Below are 19,021 nucleotides of genomic sequence, written 5' to 3'. Positions count from 1 at the left end.
CAAGATGGCAGAACTACCTACTTTGATTCAAGACCTGGCTCTCATTCTGACGGTGGCAGGCATAGTGACCATTATCTTCAAGAAACTGAAGCAGCCCCTGGTGCTGGGCTATATCGTGGCAGGTTTCCTGGTAAGTCCCAGTATGCCTTATACCGCCTCGGTGGCTGATATGGACAACGTCCATCTCTGGGCCGACATCGGTGTCATGTTCCTCTTGTTCTCTCTGGGTCTCGACTTCTCCTTCAAGAAAATCCTCAAGATGGGCGCCTCGCCCATCATATCCACCTGTACCATCATCTTCTTCATGTCGCTGCTGGGTGCAGGAATAGGCTATCTCTTCGGGTGGGGCAGGATGGACTGCATCTTCCTTGGAGGTATGCTGGCCATGTCGTCGACCACCATCATCTATAAGGCTTTCGACGATCTGGGCCTTCGCCAACAGCAGTTTGCAGGCATGGTGATGAGTGTGCTCATACTTGAAGATATCCTGGCCATCGTCATGATGGTGATGCTGAGTGCCATCGCCAGTGGTAACAACCCCGATGGCGGACAGATGCTGGAGTCAGTATTGAGGATAGGTTTCTTCCTGGTGCTTTGGCTGGTGGTTGGTATCTTTGCCGTACCCCTCATTCTGAAGGCCGTGCGCCGACTTATCAACAACGAGGTGCTGCTCATCGTCGCCCTTGGCCTGTGTTGCGCCATGGCCGTGTTCTCTACCAAGGTGGGCTTCTCGTCAGCCTTTGGTGCCTTTATCATGGGTAGCATCCTGGCCGAGACCGTCGAGGCCGAACATATAGAGAAGCTCGTCGAGCCTGTCAAGAACCTCTTTGGCGCCGTGTTCTTCGTGTCGGTAGGTATGCTGGTCGACCCCAAGATCCTGGTCGACTATGCCGTGCCCATCATGTGCCTCGTGCTCACCATTCTGGTGGGCCAGAGCGTGTTTGGCACCTTCTCGTTCATGCTGGGCGGCGAGTCGCTGAAGTCAGCCATGCGTTGCGGCTTCTCGATGGCACAGATTGGTGAGTTCTCGTTCATCATCGCCTCACTGGGCCTGTCGCTGGGCGTCATCGGCCATTTCCTCTATCCTGTGGTTGTGGCCGTATCCGTCATCACCACCTTCCTCACGCCCTACATGATCCGTCTGGCCACGCCAGCCTATAACAAACTGGAGAGTCATCTGCCCAACAAGCTCATCAAGTCGATGAACCAGATGGCTGTTGGCAACACCCATACCCATCAGAGCCTGTGGAATAAGCTGCTCAGGCAGATGGCCGTCAACACCATCATCTATTCCATCCTTTCCGTTGCAGGCATCGTGGTGATGTTCACCTTCGTGCTGCCCTTCACGCGCAAGCTGTTGCCAGGCTGGGAGCTCCACTGGTATGCCAACGCCATCACAGGCGTGCTCACCGTGCTGCTCATCGCCCCCTTCCTGCGTGCCATGGTCATGAAGAAGAACCATAGCGACGAGTTCCGTGCCCTCTGGGCCGAGTCTAACCGCAACCGTCCGCCACTCATCTTCACCATCCTGGTGCGCGGCTTCATCGCCATTAGTTTCATTTTCTATATCTGCAACTATCTGAGCCGCTTCACCAATGCCATTATGTTCACCATTGGTCTGGTAGTCGTGATTCTGATTATTCTCTCGAGGTGGATCAAGCACCGCTCCATCACCCTTGAGCGCCTCTTTATCCAGAACCTCCGTTCGCGCGACATCGAGGCTCAGGTGCACGGCAAGAAGCGCCCGCTCTATGAAGGCCGTCTGCTCGACCGCGATATCCACATCGCCGACTTCCAGGTGCCCTATAACTCCATGTGGATGGGCTCAACCCTCAAGGATCTTGATCTGGGCCGCAAGTACGGCGTCCATGTCAGCAGCATCCTGCGTGGCGGCATGCGCATCAACATCCCCGATGGCGACTATATCATCTTCCCCTACGATGTGCTTCAGGTGATTGGTAGCGACGAGCAGTTCACCGTCTTCCGCGAAGCCCTTGAGAAAGAGGTCCTCGGACAGGATTACGAGTGGGAGAACCGCGAGATGAAGCTCCGCCAGCTGGTCATCGGTGCCGACAGTCCTTTCGTTGGCAAGACGCTCATCGAGAGCGGCATCCGCGACATCTATAGCTGTATGGTGGTAGGTCTTGAAGAGGGAAAGGAAAAGCTGTCTCCCTACAAGCCCACACGAAAGTTCCAGGCAGGCGACATCATCTGGGTCGTTGGCGAGAAAGAGTCAATCAACGCCCTGTTCAATCATTAAATCCCGCTGCCAGCTCGCAGATACGGATAATCACGCGCATGGCTTTCTCCATCGACTGTATGCTCACAAACTCATACGGTCCGTGGAAGTTCACACCTCCAGCGAAGATGTTGGGGCAGGGCAGCCCTTTGAACGACAGCTGAGCGCCGTCTGTGCCGCCTCTGATGGGTTTCACCTTCGGAGCCACTCCGCAGTCCTGCATGGCGCGCAACACGATGTCTATCACGTGCATCTTCGAGTCAATCTTCTCCTTCATGTTATAGTACTGGTCCTTCAGCTCCAGCGTCACCGTGCCCTCGCCGTATTTCTCGTTCATGGCTGCCACGATGCTCTCCATCTTGCGCTTACGCTCCTCAAACGTCTCGCGGTCGTGGTCGCGGATGATGTAGCTCATGCTGGCCAGCTCTATGTTGCCCTGAACGCCCAGCAGGTGGTAGAACCCCTGGTAGCCCTCCGTCGTCTCAGGACGCTCCTCCTCGGGCAGCATCGCCGCCAGCTCCATTGCCAGCAGATTAGCGTTCACCATCTTGCCTTTTGCATAGCCCGGATGCACGCTCACGCCCTTGATGCGTATCTTGGCCGAGGCAGCGTTGAAGTTCTCGAACTCCAGTTCGCCCACGTCGCCGCCGTCCATAGTGTAGGCCCATTCGCATCCGAACTTCTCCACGTCGAAGTAGTGGGCGCCCATTCCGATCTCCTCGTCGGGGTTGAAGGCTATGCGTATGTCGCCGTGCTTCACCTCCTGGTGATCCCTCAGCCAGCACATCGCCTGCACGATCTCCGCTATGCCCGCCTTGTCGTCAGCCCCCAGCAGCGTGTGTCCGTCAGTCACGATCAGGTCCTCGCCCACATGACTCAGCAGCTCAGGGAATTTCTTCGGACTGCTGACGATGCCCTCCGACAGCAGGATGTCGCTGCCGTCATACTGTCGCACGATATGCGGTCTGATGTCAGCCCCCGAGCAGTCAGGGCTTGTGTCGTAGTGCGAGATGAATCCGATGGTAGGAATGTCGCCCTTCGTGTTAGCCTTCAGCGTGGCGTAGATATAGCCCTTCTCGTCCATCTCTACGTTGCTCAGTCCCTCGCGCTCCAGCTCCTTCTTCAGGTATTCTGCGAAAACAAGCTGTTTGGCGGTACTGGGCACGCTGTCGCTCTCTTCCGACGACTGCGTGTCGAACTGTGTATAGTTTAAAAACCTTTCTGTGATATCCATATTTTAACTGCTTCTAATAACGATGCAAAGATACGAAAAATTTTTGGAATATGCAAGCAAATACGCCATCATTACGTATCTTTTCGTTTCGTATTTTCCTCCGGGCAAAGAGCTACTTTCGTTTATCGAAACCCCGCCCTTCCTCCGAGCAGAGTAGGAGCTCCTGACCAAGGATCCCGTCGATCTGCTGCAGTTGTTGCAGTGTTGCAGTTGTTTGAGAGCTTAGCGCATCCCTAAAAAAAGGTCTATATATTATATATATTATATATATATAAATATATAGATTTACTTTTTCACCTTTTCCACACCATGATTCGAACTGCAACACTGCAACACTGCAGCAAAAACTGTCAGCCAAATCAGGAAAAAACTACTGTAAGCGCTGCATTGTTGCAAAGCACCGTGCTGCAAAATCGAAAATCGATAAAATGCTGCGAGGAAAAGAAAGAAAAACTATATATTATATATTATATTATATAATATTATAATATTATATAATATAATATATAATATAACAATCATTCCCCCTCCCCTCGAATGAAAAAATGAAAAAAGCATTTGCAACTTTGCAGCACGGTGCGCGGTGCGCTTCTTTGCCTTTTCCATAATAAGGTTGCCCCTTTTCCTGTGAACATTGATATTTATCGCGGAATTATTTGGCAGAATCGTTTTTTTTGCTTACCTTTGTAGGCAAATCATAAACCCGTTAAATGAAACCTAAAAATTACGCTAAACTTGAAATATGGAAGCAGATTTGATGAAGAGAAAACTAGCAAATTCTTGCTAATTCTGCAAAAACTTGCAAGAATTTGCTAGAATTTAAAAACTATTTTGTATCTTTGCGGCAAATAATTAATGCTTTGATTTATGATAGAGCTGCCACCTAAAATTGACAGGAAAACAATCGTCAATGCTCTGCTAAAAGAGAGCAACGATGAAATTGCCCAACTAGTTGATGCAATCAATTCCAATTATGAGTATTGGGACAAGGTGAAATATAAATCTTTGCCAGAAGGATTTACCCCACAAATGCTATGGGCTCATGTGAAAGCTTCACGGCTAAGAGGAATGATCACAGTGTGGGAAAAATACGACATCAATCTGTGTATTACCAGTAAAATGCTGCGTATGTGTCATGAGTTCGACATGAAGTTTGGCAGTTTCTGGGAAACAGATAACGATGCTCAGAGTCCTGAAAAGAAATACTACCTGTCCAGTTCTCTGATGGAGGAAGCTATTTATTCCAGCAAGATGGAAGGTGCCTCCACAACCCGCGTGGTGGCAAAAGAGATGCTGAGGAAGAAGAAGTCTCCCCAAAACAAGGCTCAACAGATGATAGTCAACAATTATAGTACTATTCGGTATATCGTTGAACATAAAGACGAGCCATTGACTGAGGAGTCGTTGCTATATGTACATAAGCTGATGACAGAGAACACCCTCGACGATCCCGCTGATGCAGGACGCTTCAGAACAAACGACAAAGTAGTGGTGGCCGACATGATAGAAGGCGATATCGTCTATACGCCTCCGACATACAAAGACATTCCGGATTTTGTAGAAACGATATGTGATTTCTTTAACAATAGCAATCCAAGGACTTTCATTCATCCTATCATTAAAGGCATCATCATTCATTTTATGGTGGCATACATGCATCCTTTTGTAGATGGTAATGGAAGAACAGCCCGTGCATTGTTCTATTGGTATATGCTTAAAGAGAACTACAAGCTGACAGAATATATGTCGATATCAAGAGTTATCTCAAAGTCGAAGGCCAGTTACGAGAAAGCATTCCGCTATACCGAGAATGACGGCAACGATATGGGCTATTTCGTTGCCTATAATTTAAAGGCGCTAGAGATCTCTTTCCAGCAGCTTCGTGAATATATACAAAGAAAGCAGCAGGAAAAGAAAGCAGCTAATACATTTATGATGGCTGGTAATATTAATTATAGGCAGGCCATGGTCCTCCAAAGGTTAACAGAAGAGCCAGATGCCATCCTGACGGTGAGAGACGTTCAGGAACAGTTCTCTGTATCTTCGATGACTGCGAGAAAAGACCTTACCGACTTGGTGCAACAAGGCTATCTGACAGAGGTTGCTATCAACAAGGTAACACGAGGCTATATTAAAATGCAGGAGGGATAAATGGTATACAAACGTTTGAGCGACTATATCAGAGATGTGATTCGTAACAAAGATTTGAATTTGCTTTTAGCGAAAATGGAACAATAATAATATATGATGATATGGCAAAAATATTAAGAAAATGTTTTCCAGCGAATGTCTTGGAAATGATTAGTAATATTCTTGGTGACACTGATCAAGGATTAACTGGAAGTGAAATTCATCGCTTATTGTTACAGGCTAAAATTGAGGATTCAACACAAGAAGGAGCTATGCTTGCCAAAAGGAAGAACCTTTTCAATTCTTTGGCTAATAATCAAAATAAGCTAAAATGCTCAAACCATATTTTGAATTTTATAGGACATGCACTAGCTCCCTCAAGATATGTAGATAAGCCTGAAGAATTTGAGAGGTTAAGAAATGCCGTTAATCAGCAATTGGCTTTTGTCGGATACGAATTAAAAGAGGATGGACAGTATAGAGTAATTGAACCTGCCTCCACGATCTCTGATGTTCAAATTAAGGTGGATAATCTTAAGCAAGAACTGGAAAAAAGAAATGCTCATAGTGAGGTCTTTAAATACTGTAAGGCAGAATTGCTTCAAAACAATTATTTTCATGCGGTTTTAGAAGCTAATAAAGGACTATTTCAAAAGATACGTGAATTGTCAGGGCTTCAAACAGATGGCAATACTCTTATAGAACAAGTATTTAGTTCAAATCCCATCTTGATAATCAACAATTATCAGTCATCATCAGAAAAGAACGAGCATAATGGCTTTTGCAATTTACTTAAAGGCTTATGCAGTATGTTTAGAAATCCTACAGCTCATGAGCCAAAAGTTGATTGGGAGATTACAGAACAAGATGCCTTGGAGATATTAGGTATTATTTCCTATTGTTATAGAAGATTAGATAATGCGCAAAAAATAAGGTAATAACAAGTATTTATCATAGATTAATAATATGAAGAAACAGCTGCAGTTATCAGAAACGATAGAATCTCTTGAACGAGGAAAGACTAATTTCCGAGCCCAAATAGAGCTTTATGATTTGCAGGAATTATGCTATAAAATGGATAATCCTCAATTGATAGAGTATGTACCTGTTAAGATTGTAGCTTGCTTTGAGCAATTATTTAGAGATGAGTATCAGGAAATTTTGGAAAATCCTAAGGTTAAAAAGAACCTTAAGAATATAGATTTATTCAAGGACACCAAATTTAACTTTGATATTATAGGAGCCTTTGAGGAAAATACTATCTCGCTAAGTGATTATTTATCGCTTTTAATTCCATGTAGTAAATTGGGTGACATAGATAATGCCATATCAAAGCTATTAGGCATTAATTTCTTAACTGAATTAGAAAAGAAAGATGATGGGAAGGTAATACTTGAGTCTATTTCAGAAATCTTTAGGCTTAGGCATATATATTGCCATGAAGTACCTATGAAAAAGACTATTGATGTAGATAGTGCAAGAAAACTAATATCTCATGCAATTGAGTTTATTGATAATTCTGATGATATTATTAGAAACGCTTTGTATTCTGACCAAATAAGCGGTATTGAAGAAATCGAAATCGCCCAAAAGGAATACGAAAAAGCAAATAAAGAGCTTGAAGAATTAATAGATGTTCTTAAAGTAAAGCAAGATAAAGGTCCATTCCATTATAATGATTTTAGTTATATTAACAAGTGGAAAGAATATAGAGAGGAAAGGGCTTTGTGTGATTCTTCAATTAATAACAAGGAGGGTTATTTACCTCTTCACTATTATAGGAATATGGAGAGAACGACGAAGTCTCTAATAAAAGAGTTGAAAGAAGATTATAAGTATGAATTAAAGAGATAAGAGTATGTCATATTTCAATATAATAAATAGTGAACAAACCATATTACAGTCTTTGCTTTGGGCGAAGATGGGGCAATAAGTAACTTTGTAGTGCAATATGCAAGATATTAAATCAATACAAGGATTAATACTTCGTTCCAATATTGAAGTATTTCCATTTCATAACAAAAATATCATATTGTATGATGACCATAGGAGTGTTCTGAATGTGTTATTTGAATCAAAGAAATTGGGCTTGTTCTCAAAAACCCCCAATTTATTATTCTTTGATAAGCATGATGATGCATGCGATCCTCGGATTAAAGTTGAAGATTTGTTCAAGGAATGGGGAGCTAACAGAATTGAAGATGTGAATAGTCGTGATTTCTGGTCTTTTGTTGAGTTTGATTTAAGTGGCACTGACGATGATTGGCTTTTAGCAGGTATGGAACTTGATTTAATAAACGATGCGGTAGTAATTGGACAAACCGAGAATTCAAATATGAGTGATATGAACAATCATTTTGATTCTTCTGATGGGACTCGTCATGAACTATTTGACATTCCTCACATAGATTATTCCATAGGCTGTAGAGGTTGCTTAGGTGATAGTATCTTAAAAGAGCCCTACTATGAAACTATTCGTAACATTTTCGAATACAACCAATTGTTACCTAGAAACTACGAACAATTCTCTAATGAAGTTAATAATCCATTTGTATTGGATTTTGATTTGGATTGTTTTACAACAGAATGTGAAGGCAAGGCTTATGCATGGCCTGAGGTAATATTCTGGGAAAAATATTGTAAAAATGAAAAAACTTTTCATTTTATGCGTCAACTTATTGACCGCTCTTCATTTATTACAATATGCCGCGAGCCTAAATGCTGTGGCGGCATAGGAGAATCTAATAAGATATTGGGATATTTAGATAATTACTTCTTTAATGGCTGCTTAGGTACATTTCCAATTAAATAAGTTGAAAATGTTTGTGAAAGTAAAAAAGGATAGTATGGCAAAAATGAATTCGAATAGCAAAAAGAAAGAAGCGGATCACTTGTTACTAAACAAGGTGGCAAATAAGCCTTTGAATATTAGCGATAGGCTACACACGATTGTAAATGATATCGAAAACTCCCTAAAAAGTAAAGAGAATAAAATATCAAAATTGGCAAAAGAAGTTGATCGGACATTTCCACCTCAATCAATTAGTCGGGGTCTGCATGATGCGTTTTCTGCAATGAGTTTTGATACAGCCTATTCATTATATTTGCTGAGCAATAATTCTGCACTTGTTTTAGAATTACAAGGAATTTTAGAAAGATATTGTTTAAATGCACTAAATGATATGCTGCCTATAAATGATATTGCAAAATCCATCATTTCAGATGCTTTCGACAAGAAGACGTTGAAAGATATTGCATATTATTTTAAAGAATGGAAATTGTGGAATGATGACGATGTTAAATTCGCTTTGGATTTGACAAACCTGAGAAATGGTATTGCTCATAAGAATGCAGAGTTGGTTAGTCGGTCTAAATTAGTGAATTCAAATGGTCAAAACCGTCATCCAGAATCTATCCATTCCTTAATGTCAAAGGTTGACTGCTCAAAATATATAGTCAAGACAATTGGCCTTATAATTAAAGCAAGTGGATTGGCCACACCTTCTTTCATAAAGCAGCCGAGATTACATGCACGTTATCAATTATACACCTCATTAATTGGAGAATTGTATAATTTGTTTCTGACTAATCCTTATGCACAGAAGGGAAATCCTTTATTGGAAACATACATAAATGAACGTTTAGCAAAAGTCTATATCGTTGGAAGTGAGGAATTGGTTGATTATTTGCAAGATTATAGAAAGAAAGTTCTGTTATTTCATCAATCCTTGGAACAAGGAAATGAGGAAGAAAGCAAAATGTTGCATTCCGAATTTGGAATTTTACTCAATAATATATTGACTGCAATGAGAAAAGATTTAAACATAGATTTTCCTCATAAAGAGATGCTTGAAGAGCCAAGCCTCATAGATATAAAACAATATCTTAAAACAAACAAAGAGATGTGGTCATTACATAAATAATACATTTTGATATGTCACACTACAACGAACATAGCTTAGAAATGGGCATTGGTACAGACTTTAAAATAAGATTAAAAGAAAACTCAAAATAACGGAATTACAGTCTTTGCTTTTGGCAAAGATTGGACTATAATTTTATGAACTATGAATAATGAATTGTCAACATTAGAACGACGCATATTTGATGCCATTCTCCATTGTTTGGAGAGGGGAGAAACAATTATTGCTGGAACAATGTTTGAATTCTACTTGCCTAATGGCTTAAAAAAGCTGGACTGGCCCAAGAATACTTACGTTGAAATAAAATTTAGACTAATATATGATAGTATTGATAAATTAAGAAATGCATTTGAACAATCAAATATTGGGAAATTGATTGTTGTTGTTATTTCTAATGACGATATACCAAAGAAGTTGTATAATGCGAACTATCATGGTGTTGGTAGAAATATTGAATTTGTTCAATATGAAGATTTTATTCAAGAATTGGCTCTGCATACTAATATAAAGACTGTACCCCAAGAATCTATAGATTTATTCAATAGCTCCAAGGATGAAATAGTTATTGAAAAAGCAAAAGAAGCAATAAAGCATAATAGGGTAAGTCTGTTTTTAGGAGCAGGTGTAAGTGCATCGGGAGGTGTTGTTACGTGGGATTCTCTTTTGGAAAAACTTTGTGTGAAAAAGGGATTGCCTAAAATCAAGGGGAATGTGGATGGTGTTACAAAAGGAAGGTACATAATAGATGGATATAAAAAACAACTGGATGAAATTCCAGATGAATTCTATAATGACATGAGAGCGATTCTATATTCAGATATCCATTCATCAGAATTAATAGATTCGATAGCGTATTTTGTTCATAATGGAAATGTAGATAGTGTCATATCATATAATTATGATGATCTGGTAGAACAAAAGGTTAGAAGGTATACTCCCTGTTACCCTGTATATGATAAATCAAGGCCAAATGATGGAATGGGTATACATATATATCATGTGCATGGATTTATTCCAAAACAGGGGCCATGGTCGCCGATAGTGCTTGGAGAAAAGGAATACCATAAAGTATATCAAGAGGCATATAATTGGGGTAATGTTGAACAATTACATGCTCTGTGTAGAAATGTTTGTTTTTTCATTGGACTGTCGATGCGTGATCCAAATCTAAGAAGATTGATAGATATTTCAAATGATGGAGGCGAAATAGAGCGTGTTCATTATGCATTTCTCAGAAAAAGTGAGAACGATGTGCCTTTTATGGAGAAAATTATGCGTGGATTTGGAGTGAATTGTATCTGGTATGACAAACATGAAGATTTACCTCGTATGATATATGGCTTAATAAGATGATATAGAATATATTTGTATAAAATTGAATGTTATGGATAAGTTAGGCAAGATGACAAGAATTACCGATTTGAGGTCTGTATGGCATCATGAGGCTGGTGATTTTACAAAGTGGTTGGCACAAGAAGAGAACCTTGCGCTGCTTAGTGACGCTATTGATATTGAGTTGGAACTGGAAGAGCGAGAATCTTCTGTTGGTAGCTTCAGTGTGGACATCTTTGCCAAAGAAATAGGCACTAATCGTCGTGTAATCATTGAGAACCAGCTTGAAGATACTAACCACGATCATCTTGGAAAATTGATTACCTATGCTTCAGGTAAAGGAGCAGAAGTAATCATCTGGGTGGTTAAACGTGCACGCGACGAACATCGCCAGGCTATAGAATGGCTAAACCAGCATACTGATAGTAACATAGGATTCTTCCTGTTGGAAATTGAATTGTGGCAGATTGGCGATTCTTTGAAAGCACCACGTTTTAATATTGTTGAAAAGCCAAATGATTGGACTAAGACAATGAAAACGATAGAGGGTCTTTCGGATACTGATTTGCTGAAACTCGAATTCTGGACAGGCTTTAACGACGCAATGAGCAATAATGAGTTGTTTACACATAATTTCCGAACACGTAAAGCTTCACCACAGCATTGGTACGATTTGAGTATTGGCAGCTCTGCTTATCATGTATGTCTTACCATTAATACTCAAAAGCAATGTATTGGTGTGGATATTTATATTGATGACGATAAGGAGTTGTTTGCGCAATTCAAAAATCATAAGGATGAGATTGCTGCCATGCTAAATAGTGAAGTGGAATGGCGTGAAGCAAGGAAAGCTTGTCGTTTCTGCATATCAACAGATATAAACCCAAAGAAACGAGAAACATGGCCTAAAGCCTATAATTGGTTCTTGGAAAAAGCCATCATATACAAGGAGATTGCCGCTAAATATGGGAAATAAAGAACTTTAATTCCTCATATTAGTCAAAATGGGAAATTTAAACAATAATAATATGAATAAGATTTGTCAGATGTATGTGATAATTGGAGTGTAATTTGTAACTCAGTGGCACAAATGTGGTGCATTTTGTAAAGTGATCCCGTTGGGATTACATATCCCTATAGGCTGGCGCCAGCCATCCTACAAATAAAAAAGAAGCCTTAAATATTGAAAGCAGGCTTTCATATTTAATTCTCCTTTTTCCTTTGTGATCCCGTTGGGATTCAAACCCAAGACCTTCAGAACCGGAATCTGACGCTCTATTCAGCTAAGCTACGGGACCAGTGATTTTAAATGCGAATGCAAAGGTAAGGCTTTTAGATGAGAAAACAGAATAGGGCGTGGAGAATTATAATCTTTTAAGGAATATGGGCGCGGTGCAAAATGATAGTAAAAATATGCGAATTATGTCTAATTTGCAAAAATTATCGAGTTTTTGCTTGCAATTTGATATTTTATATGTACCTTTGCGGCGGCAAATGAAAATTGTAAGATCATAAACGAAGAAATGGGACAAGTAATTAAACCCGTGATGTATGAGCCGCTGCTTGATATGAAGCAGACGGAACAGGGTATCAAACTGATTAAGGAGTTCTTTCAGCAGAACCTCTCTACGGAGTTGCGTCTGCGCCGAGTGACAGCACCGCTTTTCGTGTTGAAGGGGCTGGGTATCAACGACGACCTGAACGGGGTGGAGCGCGCTGTGACGTTTCCCATCAAGGACCTGGGCGACGCCCGCGCTGAGGTGGTGCACTCGTTGGCTAAGTGGAAGAGACTCTCGCTGGCTGAGTATAAGATAGAGCCTGGCTATGGCATCTATACAGATATGAACGCGATTCGTGCGGACGAGGAGCTGGACAACCTGCACTCGCTGTATGTGGACCAGTGGGACTGGGAGGCCGTGATTCGCCGCGAGGACCGTTCGCTGGCTTTCCTGAAGAATATCGTGGAGCGCATCTATGCCGCTATCCGTCGCACGGAGTATCTGACGTGTGAGACTTACCCGCAGATAAAGCCGTTCCTGCCTGAGAAGATTCACTTCATACATGCTGAGGAGCTGCTGAAGATGTATCCCGACAAGACGCCTAAGGAGCGCGAGGATGCTATCTGTGAGGCTTACGGTGCCGTATTCGTGATTGGTATCGGTGGTAAGCTGTCGAATGGGGAGAAGCACGACGGACGTGCTCCTGACTATGACGACTGGAGCACGGTGGCTGAGAACGGGCGTGAGGGTCTGAACGGTGATATCCTGATCTGGTATCCTGTGCTGGGCCGTTCGTTCGAGCTGTCGTCGATGGGTATCCGTGTCGACAAGGAGAGCCTGTTGCGCCAGCTGAAGCTGGAGGGCAAGGAGGAGAGGGAACAGCTCTACTTCCACCAGCAGCTGCTGAACGACAAGCTGCCTCTCTCAATCGGTGGCGGTATCGGACAGAGCCGTCTCTGCATGGTGCTTCTGCACAAGGGACACATCGGTGAGATTCAGGCTTCTATCTGGCCCGACGAGATGAGAAAACAGTGTAAGGCGCTGGGCATGAACTTGATTTAAATCATCTATTTTATATATTAATAAGGTATTCAGGGGCCGATTCTTAGGAGTCGACCCCTAATTTTTGATATTCGTCTTAGATTTTTGATATTTTCAGAAAATAGTTGATTTTTGGGTGTATATGTTTCACTTATTTAACTTAACTTTGCACCACAAACTATAATCAATAAACAAATAATCATTTTACTAACTAATTAAATCTTTATGAGAAAAGATCAAGTTACAGACAGTATGTTGTCGAGTATGAACGTACTCCGACGACTGATGTTCTTGGCTCTGATGGCGCTCTGCACCAGTGGTGCTTGGGCCCAGAAACAAGTGTCGGGAACTGTAGTTGATGCTGCTGGCGAGGCCGTGATTGGCGCCAGTGTCATGGTAAAGGGAACCTCTACAGGAACTATTACCGATTTCGATGGTAAGTTTGCCCTTCAGAATGTTTCCGACAATGCAAGCCTCGTGATTTCATACGTAGGTTACCGCACTCAGACTGTGGCCACTGCTGGTAAGAACCAGTTCAATATCACGCTCGAGGAAGATAAGCAGTTGCTCGACGAGGTGGTTGTGGTAGGTTATGGTGTACAGCGCAAGAGTGATGTAACGGGTGCTCTGACTCGCGTTGGTGAGAAGGAACTGAGCACAAAGCCTGTTGGCAATGCTTTTGAGGCCTTGCAGGGTAAGGCTGCTGGTGTGGACATCACTACAAGCGAGCGTCCTGGCACAATGGGTGGCATTATGATTCGTGGTCAGCGTTCTATGGGTAAAAATCTTGGTGCAAGTACTGATCCTCTTTATGTAGTCGACGGTGTGCCCCTTCAGGCTGGCGGTATCGAGTCTATCAACCCTCGCGATATTGAGGCTATCGACATCTTGAAGGACGCCTCTTCTACCGCTATCTTTGGTAGCCGTGGTGCCAACGGTGTTGTACTTATTACTACCAAGCGTGGTCAGGAAGGAAAGGTTCAGCTTACATATAACGGCTCTATGACTTTCGAGAAGATTGTCGACAAGAGCCCTGCTATGAGTGCCAGCGACTATATCACATGGCGTCGTTGGGCTTACTATAACTCTGCTCCTGATAAGTATACTCCTGGCGACCAGCCTACAATGGAGCAGGATAAGGCTTTCTTTGCTGGCGATGAGACCGCTCTGAACAACGTGATGAAGGGTTGGGCCAGCGGTACATGGGACGGCTCTAAGGTGACTGATACCGACTGGACAGACTTCGTGACTCGGACTGGTGTTACTCAGGAGCACACACTCAGCGCACGCGGCGGTTCTAAGAATATGTCTGGTTATGTATCTTTCGGCTATCTGAACAACAAGGGTACCCAGAAGGGACAGAGCTACGAGCGCTACAACCTCTCTGCTTCTGCTGACATCAATGGTACTAAGTGGTTCAAGGTTGGTGGCTCGTTCAACGCTTCTTATGGCGTTCAGAAGTATGGCTACTCTGTTCCTTACGGCACATCTACTGGCGCCAAGGAACTCTACAGCGCTGCCAAGAGCATTCTGCGCTATACACTTCCTTATGATGAGAATGGTGAGATTATCACCCAGCCTGGTGGTTCTACAACCAATACTTATTCTGTAATCGATGAGTGGAAGAAGTCAAAGGATAACCGTGAGACCTTCCGCGCTCTGGGTAGCTTCTATGCTCAGATCGACTTCGGACAGATCTTCGAGCCTCTGCAGGGTCTGCAGTGGAAGACTCAGTTCGGTCCCGACTTCCGTTACTATCGTCGTGGTAACTTCCTCGACAGTAGCTCTATCAGCCGCGCTGGCGGTAACAACTCAGCCAGCCGTTCAGACGAGCGCCACTTCGCATGGACACTCGACAACATGCTGCTCTACAACAAGAGTATCAAGGAGCACACCTTCGGACTGACACTGTTGCAGAGTGCCTCTAAGGTGAACAACGAGAGCAGCTCGATGAGCGAGCAGAAGGTGACTATCCCTTCATTCCTCTGGAACAACATGGGTGCTATCGATATTACAGATACACAGTATCAGGCTTCTATGGGTACTGGTCTCTCAGAGAATGCTCTGAGCTCTTATATGGCCCGTATCAACTACTCGTTCATGGATCGCTACCTCCTCACTGCTTCTGCACGTTGGGATGGTTCTTCTGTTCTCGCTGAGGGCAACAAGTGGGATTTCTTCCCATCAATGGCTCTGGGTTGGCGTATGGAACAGGAAAGCTGGCTGAAGGACGTTACATGGCTTGACCAGTTGAAGCTCCGTCTTGGTGTCGGTGTGACTGGTAACTCTGCTGTTGCTCCTTACGGAACACTCGGTGTGATCAGCTCGTTCTGGATGCCGTTCAGCACTGGTAACTCTCAGATCTTCGTAACCAATGAGCCTTACTATACCAACGGCTCTAACGCTATGCCTAACAAGAAGCTGGGTTGGGAGAAGACCACTCAGTGGAACTTCGGTGTTGACTTCAGCTTCCTGAAGGGCCGCATCGGTGGTACCATCGACCTCTATACTTCTAAGACCAAGGATCTGCTGCTCTCAATGAGCGTGCCTTCACTCTCTGGTTATCCTTCAATGATGGCCAACATCGGACAGACCAAGAACAAGGGTGTCGAGGTGACTATCAACGCTATCCCCGTGATGACAAAGGACTTCGTATGGAACTCAAACCTGAACTTCGCTTGGCAGAAGGATGAGATCGTTGAACTGGCTAACGGTAAGGAAGACGATATCAACAACGCATGGTTCATCGGTGAGTCGATCGCTGTTCACTACGGCTACGAGGCTGACGGCCTCTGGCAGGAGAGCGACGCTGCTGAGATGGCTAAGTTCAACGAGAACGGCGCTAAGTTCTCTGCAGGTATGGTGAAGCCCGTCGATCAGAACGGCGACTATAAGATCGACGCTGACGACCGTGTGATTATTGGTAACAAGAATCCTCGTTTCACCGCAGGATGGACCAACAGCATCTCTTGGAAGGGTCTTGAGCTCGCTCTCGAGCTGCAGGGTCGCTTCGGCTATACCATCAGCACTGGTGGTGAGGGTCAGCTCGGTATGTACCAGCAGCGCGAAATCAGCTACTGGCGTCCAGACAACACTGGCGCAGAATGGCAGAAGCCTGTCTACAGCCAGGCTGGTGGTGACCCCTATTCTGGTCTGCTTGGTTTCAAGGATGCTTCGTTCATCAAGATCCGCAACCTCTCTCTGGGCTACAACTTCGACAAGAGCCTGTGCCAGACCGTCGGTATCAACGGTGCTAAGCTCTACGTTCAGGGTAAGAACCTCGGTATGCTCTACTCTTCAGTCGACTTCATGGACCTCGACACTGGTGCCACCTTCTTCAACCGTGGCTTCACTGTAGGTCTGCAGGTAGAATTCTAGGAGTGAATAGTGAATAATGAATAATGAAAAAAGAAAATATATTATGAGATATATCAATAAAACATTAGTTTGCGGTGCTCTCTCGATGCTGGCCCTGATGGGTACAACCTCCTGTGGCGACGACTTCCTGAAGGAAGATGCGGGTCATAAGGTAACTGATGCACTGCTTGAAGACGAGACAGGCGCCTTGAAGATGGCTGCTGGTCTCTACGGAAACATCCGCTGGCACTTCGGTTATGAGTGGGCTTACGGTATCACCCTTTATGGTTGTGATGAGTTCACCAATGGTGCCGACCTTACCGCTGAGCCGTGGAATACTTACGATAACCGTCTGAACGCACTCGACTGTACACCAGCTCTGGGTGCTGCCAATAAGAACTGTCCTGCAGTGTCGGCCCTTTGGGATGAGATGTACTATGGTATCTCTACTGCCAACCTCGTTATCGACAAGGCTGTAAACGTGCAGAACGAGGATAGCCGCAATAAGGCTCTTGGTGAGGCTTACTTCCTGCGTGGCTACAACTACTACCGTCTGTTCTGTCAGTATGGTGGCGTTGTGCTTCAGACTGAGCCTGCCAACGGCGTCGTAAGAAAATTCTATGATCGTGCTACTGAAGACGAGACGCTCGCGCAGATTATCTCAGACCTCGAGAATGCTTATCAGATGCTGCCTAAGGATAAGTGGCGTGGAAACGGTACTTGGACTAAGTATACTGCTGCACACTTCCTGGCTAAGGCACTCTTGTATCGTCAGTCGGAGCGCTGCGCTTCTTGGGCTGGCAAGTATGATAAGAATGCCGACCTGACTCGTGCCATCGCTCTTTGCGACGAGGTGATCGCTGCATGTCCTCTGGCTCCCGACTACTGGGATCTGTATGCTAAGTGGACTGGTGTGGACTGTAAGAACGAGGGACTCTCTGAGATCCTGATGGCTGCTGAGCACAACGAGGACAGCTCTACTCAGGGACGTTTCGGAAACCGTACCTATAACTACTTCGATCCTCAGTTCTCTAACTTCTCAGGAGGTTGGGTACAGCGTGGTCAGTATATCGGTGGTATGGACTTCCAGCGCTGCCGTCCTACAGAGTATGCTTATTCTGTATTCGACAACGTGAACGATGCTCGTATGTGGAAGACCTTCAAGACCGTTTATGGTCTGAACCATGCTAACAAGACCACTGAGGCCGTTGTTGCTGAGAATGGTATCAAGGCTGAACAGATGCCTGGTATCGGTGACGAGGGTATCATCTTCATCCTCAACAAGAAGGACGATCACCGCTTCGACGGTGAGCCTTACGGCACATTCGGACGTGGTGGCGTGCCACACAGCTTCGTGAATCCTCTGACTGGCAAGTGGGTGCCCAATGCATTCCCCACCTTCATGGGCGGCAAGTATGTGCTCTTTAACTATGGCGTAAGCGGCAACACTGCTACCTCTAACGTGTTCTGCGGTATCAACAAGACTGCTGACGGCTCACGTACTGGTGAGAAGGGCGACGCACACCGCGACGTTATCATGGCTCGTTCGGGTGAGACTTATCTCGTAAAGGCTGAGTGCCAGGTTCGTCAGGGCGACTATGCTGGTGCCATCAACACCATCAATATCCTCCGTGCCCGTGGTCAGTGGAAGAATGGCGAGGATCGCTCTTACTACACTGATGGCTCAATGGCATTCCTGAAGTCTGACGGTGGCGACAAGGACAACTCTACCGCTGCTGCTCAGGCTGTGAAGAAGAACAAGGACTTCACAGGTAAGGTTCTTACCAACACTGAGGCTTACTATGCTTCAATGACTCATAAGAACTCTTATTACCTCTCTACAGGTATTGCTGAGACCACTGAGGCTTCTGACCTCCAGATCAAGAGCTACACGCAGCTTCCTGCTGAGGATGAGGCTATCCTGAAGGAGATTGGTGCTACCAGCGACTACGACCGCATGCTGAACTTCGTGTTCAACGAGCGCACTCGTGAGCTCCTGGGTGAGTGGAACCGTTGGGATGAGCTGGCTCGTACAGGCTTGCTGGTTAAGCGTGCCAAGGCCTTCAACCCCGAGGCTGCTCCCAATGTTCAGGATCGTCACATGTATCGTCCTGTTCCTCAGAAGTTCATCGATACCCTCCAGAACGAGGATGGTACCAACCTGAGCGATGCCGCCAAGAAGGCATGGCAGAATCCCGGCTATTGATTTAGATTCATACATAATTGAAATTAATTAGCAAAGCCCTGCGCCTCGAGATGAGGCCGC

The 19,021-nt window shown here is 44.5% G+C and carries 12 protein-coding genes and 1 tRNA gene; 11 read left to right on the top strand and 2 right to left on the bottom strand.

Annotation, left to right across the window (positions count from 1 at the left end):
• The first annotated feature begins 4 nt into the window (after positions 1 to 4).
• A complete protein-coding gene (locus tag T325_RS06305; RefSeq protein ID WP_036911480.1) occupies positions 5 to 2,260 on the top strand; it encodes a monovalent cation:proton antiporter family protein in 2,256 nt (751 codons plus the stop codon).
• Here the strand turns inward: T325_RS06305 and pepT are convergent.
• A complete protein-coding gene (gene pepT, locus T325_RS06300; protein WP_036911478.1) occupies positions 2,250 to 3,473 on the bottom strand; it encodes a peptidase T in 1,224 nt (407 codons plus the stop codon). The two genes, T325_RS06305 and pepT, sit on opposite strands and share 11 nt — an antisense overlap.
• 867 nt (positions 3,474 to 4,340) lie before the next feature.
• Between pepT and T325_RS06290 the strand changes: the two genes are divergently transcribed.
• The 7 genes from T325_RS06290 (at position 4,341) to T325_RS06260 (ending at position 11,834) form a co-directional block, all read left to right on the top strand.
• Positions 4,341 to 5,624 (top strand): Fic family protein, encoded by a 1,284-nt coding sequence (locus T325_RS06290; RefSeq protein ID WP_036911474.1) that lies wholly within the window; start codon positions 4,341 to 4,343, stop codon positions 5,622 to 5,624.
• Positions 5,625 to 5,725: 101 nt separating this feature from the next.
• Entirely contained in the window at positions 5,726 to 6,541 is an 816-nt protein-coding gene (locus T325_RS06285) for a TIGR02391 family protein (protein WP_036911472.1), read from the top strand.
• A gap of 28 nt (positions 6,542 to 6,569) precedes the next feature.
• Entirely contained in the window at positions 6,570 to 7,457 is an 888-nt protein-coding gene (locus tag T325_RS06280) for a DUF1311 domain-containing protein (protein WP_036911470.1), read from the top strand.
• 97 nt (positions 7,458 to 7,554) lie between these two features.
• The gene (locus T325_RS06275) at positions 7,555 to 8,415 is read left to right on the top strand and encodes a UPF0489 family protein (RefSeq protein WP_036911468.1); all 861 of its coding nucleotides are present in this window, start codon (positions 7,555 to 7,557) and stop codon (positions 8,413 to 8,415) included.
• 34 nt (positions 8,416 to 8,449) lie between these two features.
• A complete protein-coding gene (locus T325_RS06270; protein WP_156097651.1) occupies positions 8,450 to 9,526 on the top strand; it encodes a hypothetical protein in 1,077 nt (358 codons plus the stop codon).
• Positions 9,527 to 9,670: 144 nt separating this feature from the next.
• A complete protein-coding gene (locus T325_RS06265) occupies positions 9,671 to 10,879 on the top strand; it encodes an SIR2 family protein (RefSeq protein ID WP_036911464.1) in 1,209 nt (402 codons plus the stop codon).
• Between the two features lie 31 nt (positions 10,880 to 10,910).
• Complete coding sequence (locus tag T325_RS06260; RefSeq protein WP_036911462.1) at positions 10,911 to 11,834, top strand: DUF4268 domain-containing protein; 924 nt, start codon at positions 10,911 to 10,913, stop codon at positions 11,832 to 11,834.
• Positions 11,835 to 12,082: 248 nt separating this feature from the next.
• Here the strand turns inward: T325_RS06260 and T325_RS06255 are convergent.
• Positions 12,083 to 12,156: transfer RNA gene (locus tag T325_RS06255), tRNA-Arg, on the bottom strand.
• 225 nt (positions 12,157 to 12,381) lie between these two features.
• Here T325_RS06255 and asnA point away from each other — a divergent pair.
• The 3 genes from asnA to T325_RS06240 all read left to right on the top strand — a co-directional run bounded on the left by asnA (position 12,382) and on the right by T325_RS06240 (position 18,961).
• Positions 12,382 to 13,419, top strand: a complete 1,038-nt coding sequence (gene asnA / locus T325_RS06250) for an aspartate--ammonia ligase (RefSeq protein WP_036911461.1) — start codon at positions 12,382 to 12,384, stop codon at positions 13,417 to 13,419.
• A 204-nt stretch (positions 13,420 to 13,623) separates the two neighbouring features.
• Complete coding sequence (locus T325_RS06245; protein WP_036911460.1) at positions 13,624 to 16,776, top strand: SusC/RagA family TonB-linked outer membrane protein; 3,153 nt, start codon at positions 13,624 to 13,626, stop codon at positions 16,774 to 16,776.
• Positions 16,777 to 16,819: 43 nt separating this feature from the next.
• Positions 16,820 to 18,961 (top strand): RagB/SusD family nutrient uptake outer membrane protein, encoded by a 2,142-nt coding sequence (locus T325_RS06240; RefSeq protein WP_036911562.1) that lies wholly within the window; start codon positions 16,820 to 16,822, stop codon positions 18,959 to 18,961.
• Positions 18,962 to 19,021: the final 60 nt, after the last annotated feature.

The sequence above is a fragment of the Prevotella sp. FD3004 genome, assembly GCF_000746155.1.
Taxonomy (GTDB): Bacteria; Bacteroidota; Bacteroidia; order Bacteroidales; family Bacteroidaceae; genus Prevotella.
The sequence above is the reverse complement of the archived record's forward strand: the minus strand, read 5'-3'. Positions and strand labels throughout refer to the sequence as shown.

Bases quoted from the DNA above. Each gene is read 5' to 3' on its own strand.
- T325_RS06305 (WP_036911480.1), top strand. From the start codon at position 5: ATGGCAGAACTACCTACTTTGATTCAAGACCTGGCTCTCATTCTGACG.
- pepT (WP_036911478.1), bottom strand. From the start codon at position 3,473: ATGGATATCACAGAAAGGTTTTTAAACTATACACAGTTCGACACGCAG.
- T325_RS06290 (WP_036911474.1), top strand. From the start codon at position 4,341: ATGATAGAGCTGCCACCTAAAATTGACAGGAAAACAATCGTCAATGCT.
- T325_RS06285 (WP_036911472.1), top strand. From the start codon at position 5,726: ATGGCAAAAATATTAAGAAAATGTTTTCCAGCGAATGTCTTGGAAATG.
- T325_RS06280 (WP_036911470.1), top strand. From the start codon at position 6,570: ATGAAGAAACAGCTGCAGTTATCAGAAACGATAGAATCTCTTGAACGA.
- T325_RS06275 (WP_036911468.1), top strand. From the start codon at position 7,555: ATGCAAGATATTAAATCAATACAAGGATTAATACTTCGTTCCAATATT.
- T325_RS06270 (WP_156097651.1), top strand. From the start codon at position 8,450: ATGGCAAAAATGAATTCGAATAGCAAAAAGAAAGAAGCGGATCACTTG.
- T325_RS06265 (WP_036911464.1), top strand. From the start codon at position 9,671: ATGAATAATGAATTGTCAACATTAGAACGACGCATATTTGATGCCATT.
- T325_RS06260 (WP_036911462.1), top strand. From the start codon at position 10,911: ATGGATAAGTTAGGCAAGATGACAAGAATTACCGATTTGAGGTCTGTA.
- asnA (WP_036911461.1), top strand. From the start codon at position 12,382: ATGGGACAAGTAATTAAACCCGTGATGTATGAGCCGCTGCTTGATATG.
- T325_RS06245 (WP_036911460.1), top strand. From the start codon at position 13,624: ATGAGAAAAGATCAAGTTACAGACAGTATGTTGTCGAGTATGAACGTA.
- T325_RS06240 (WP_036911562.1), top strand. From the start codon at position 16,820: ATGAGATATATCAATAAAACATTAGTTTGCGGTGCTCTCTCGATGCTG.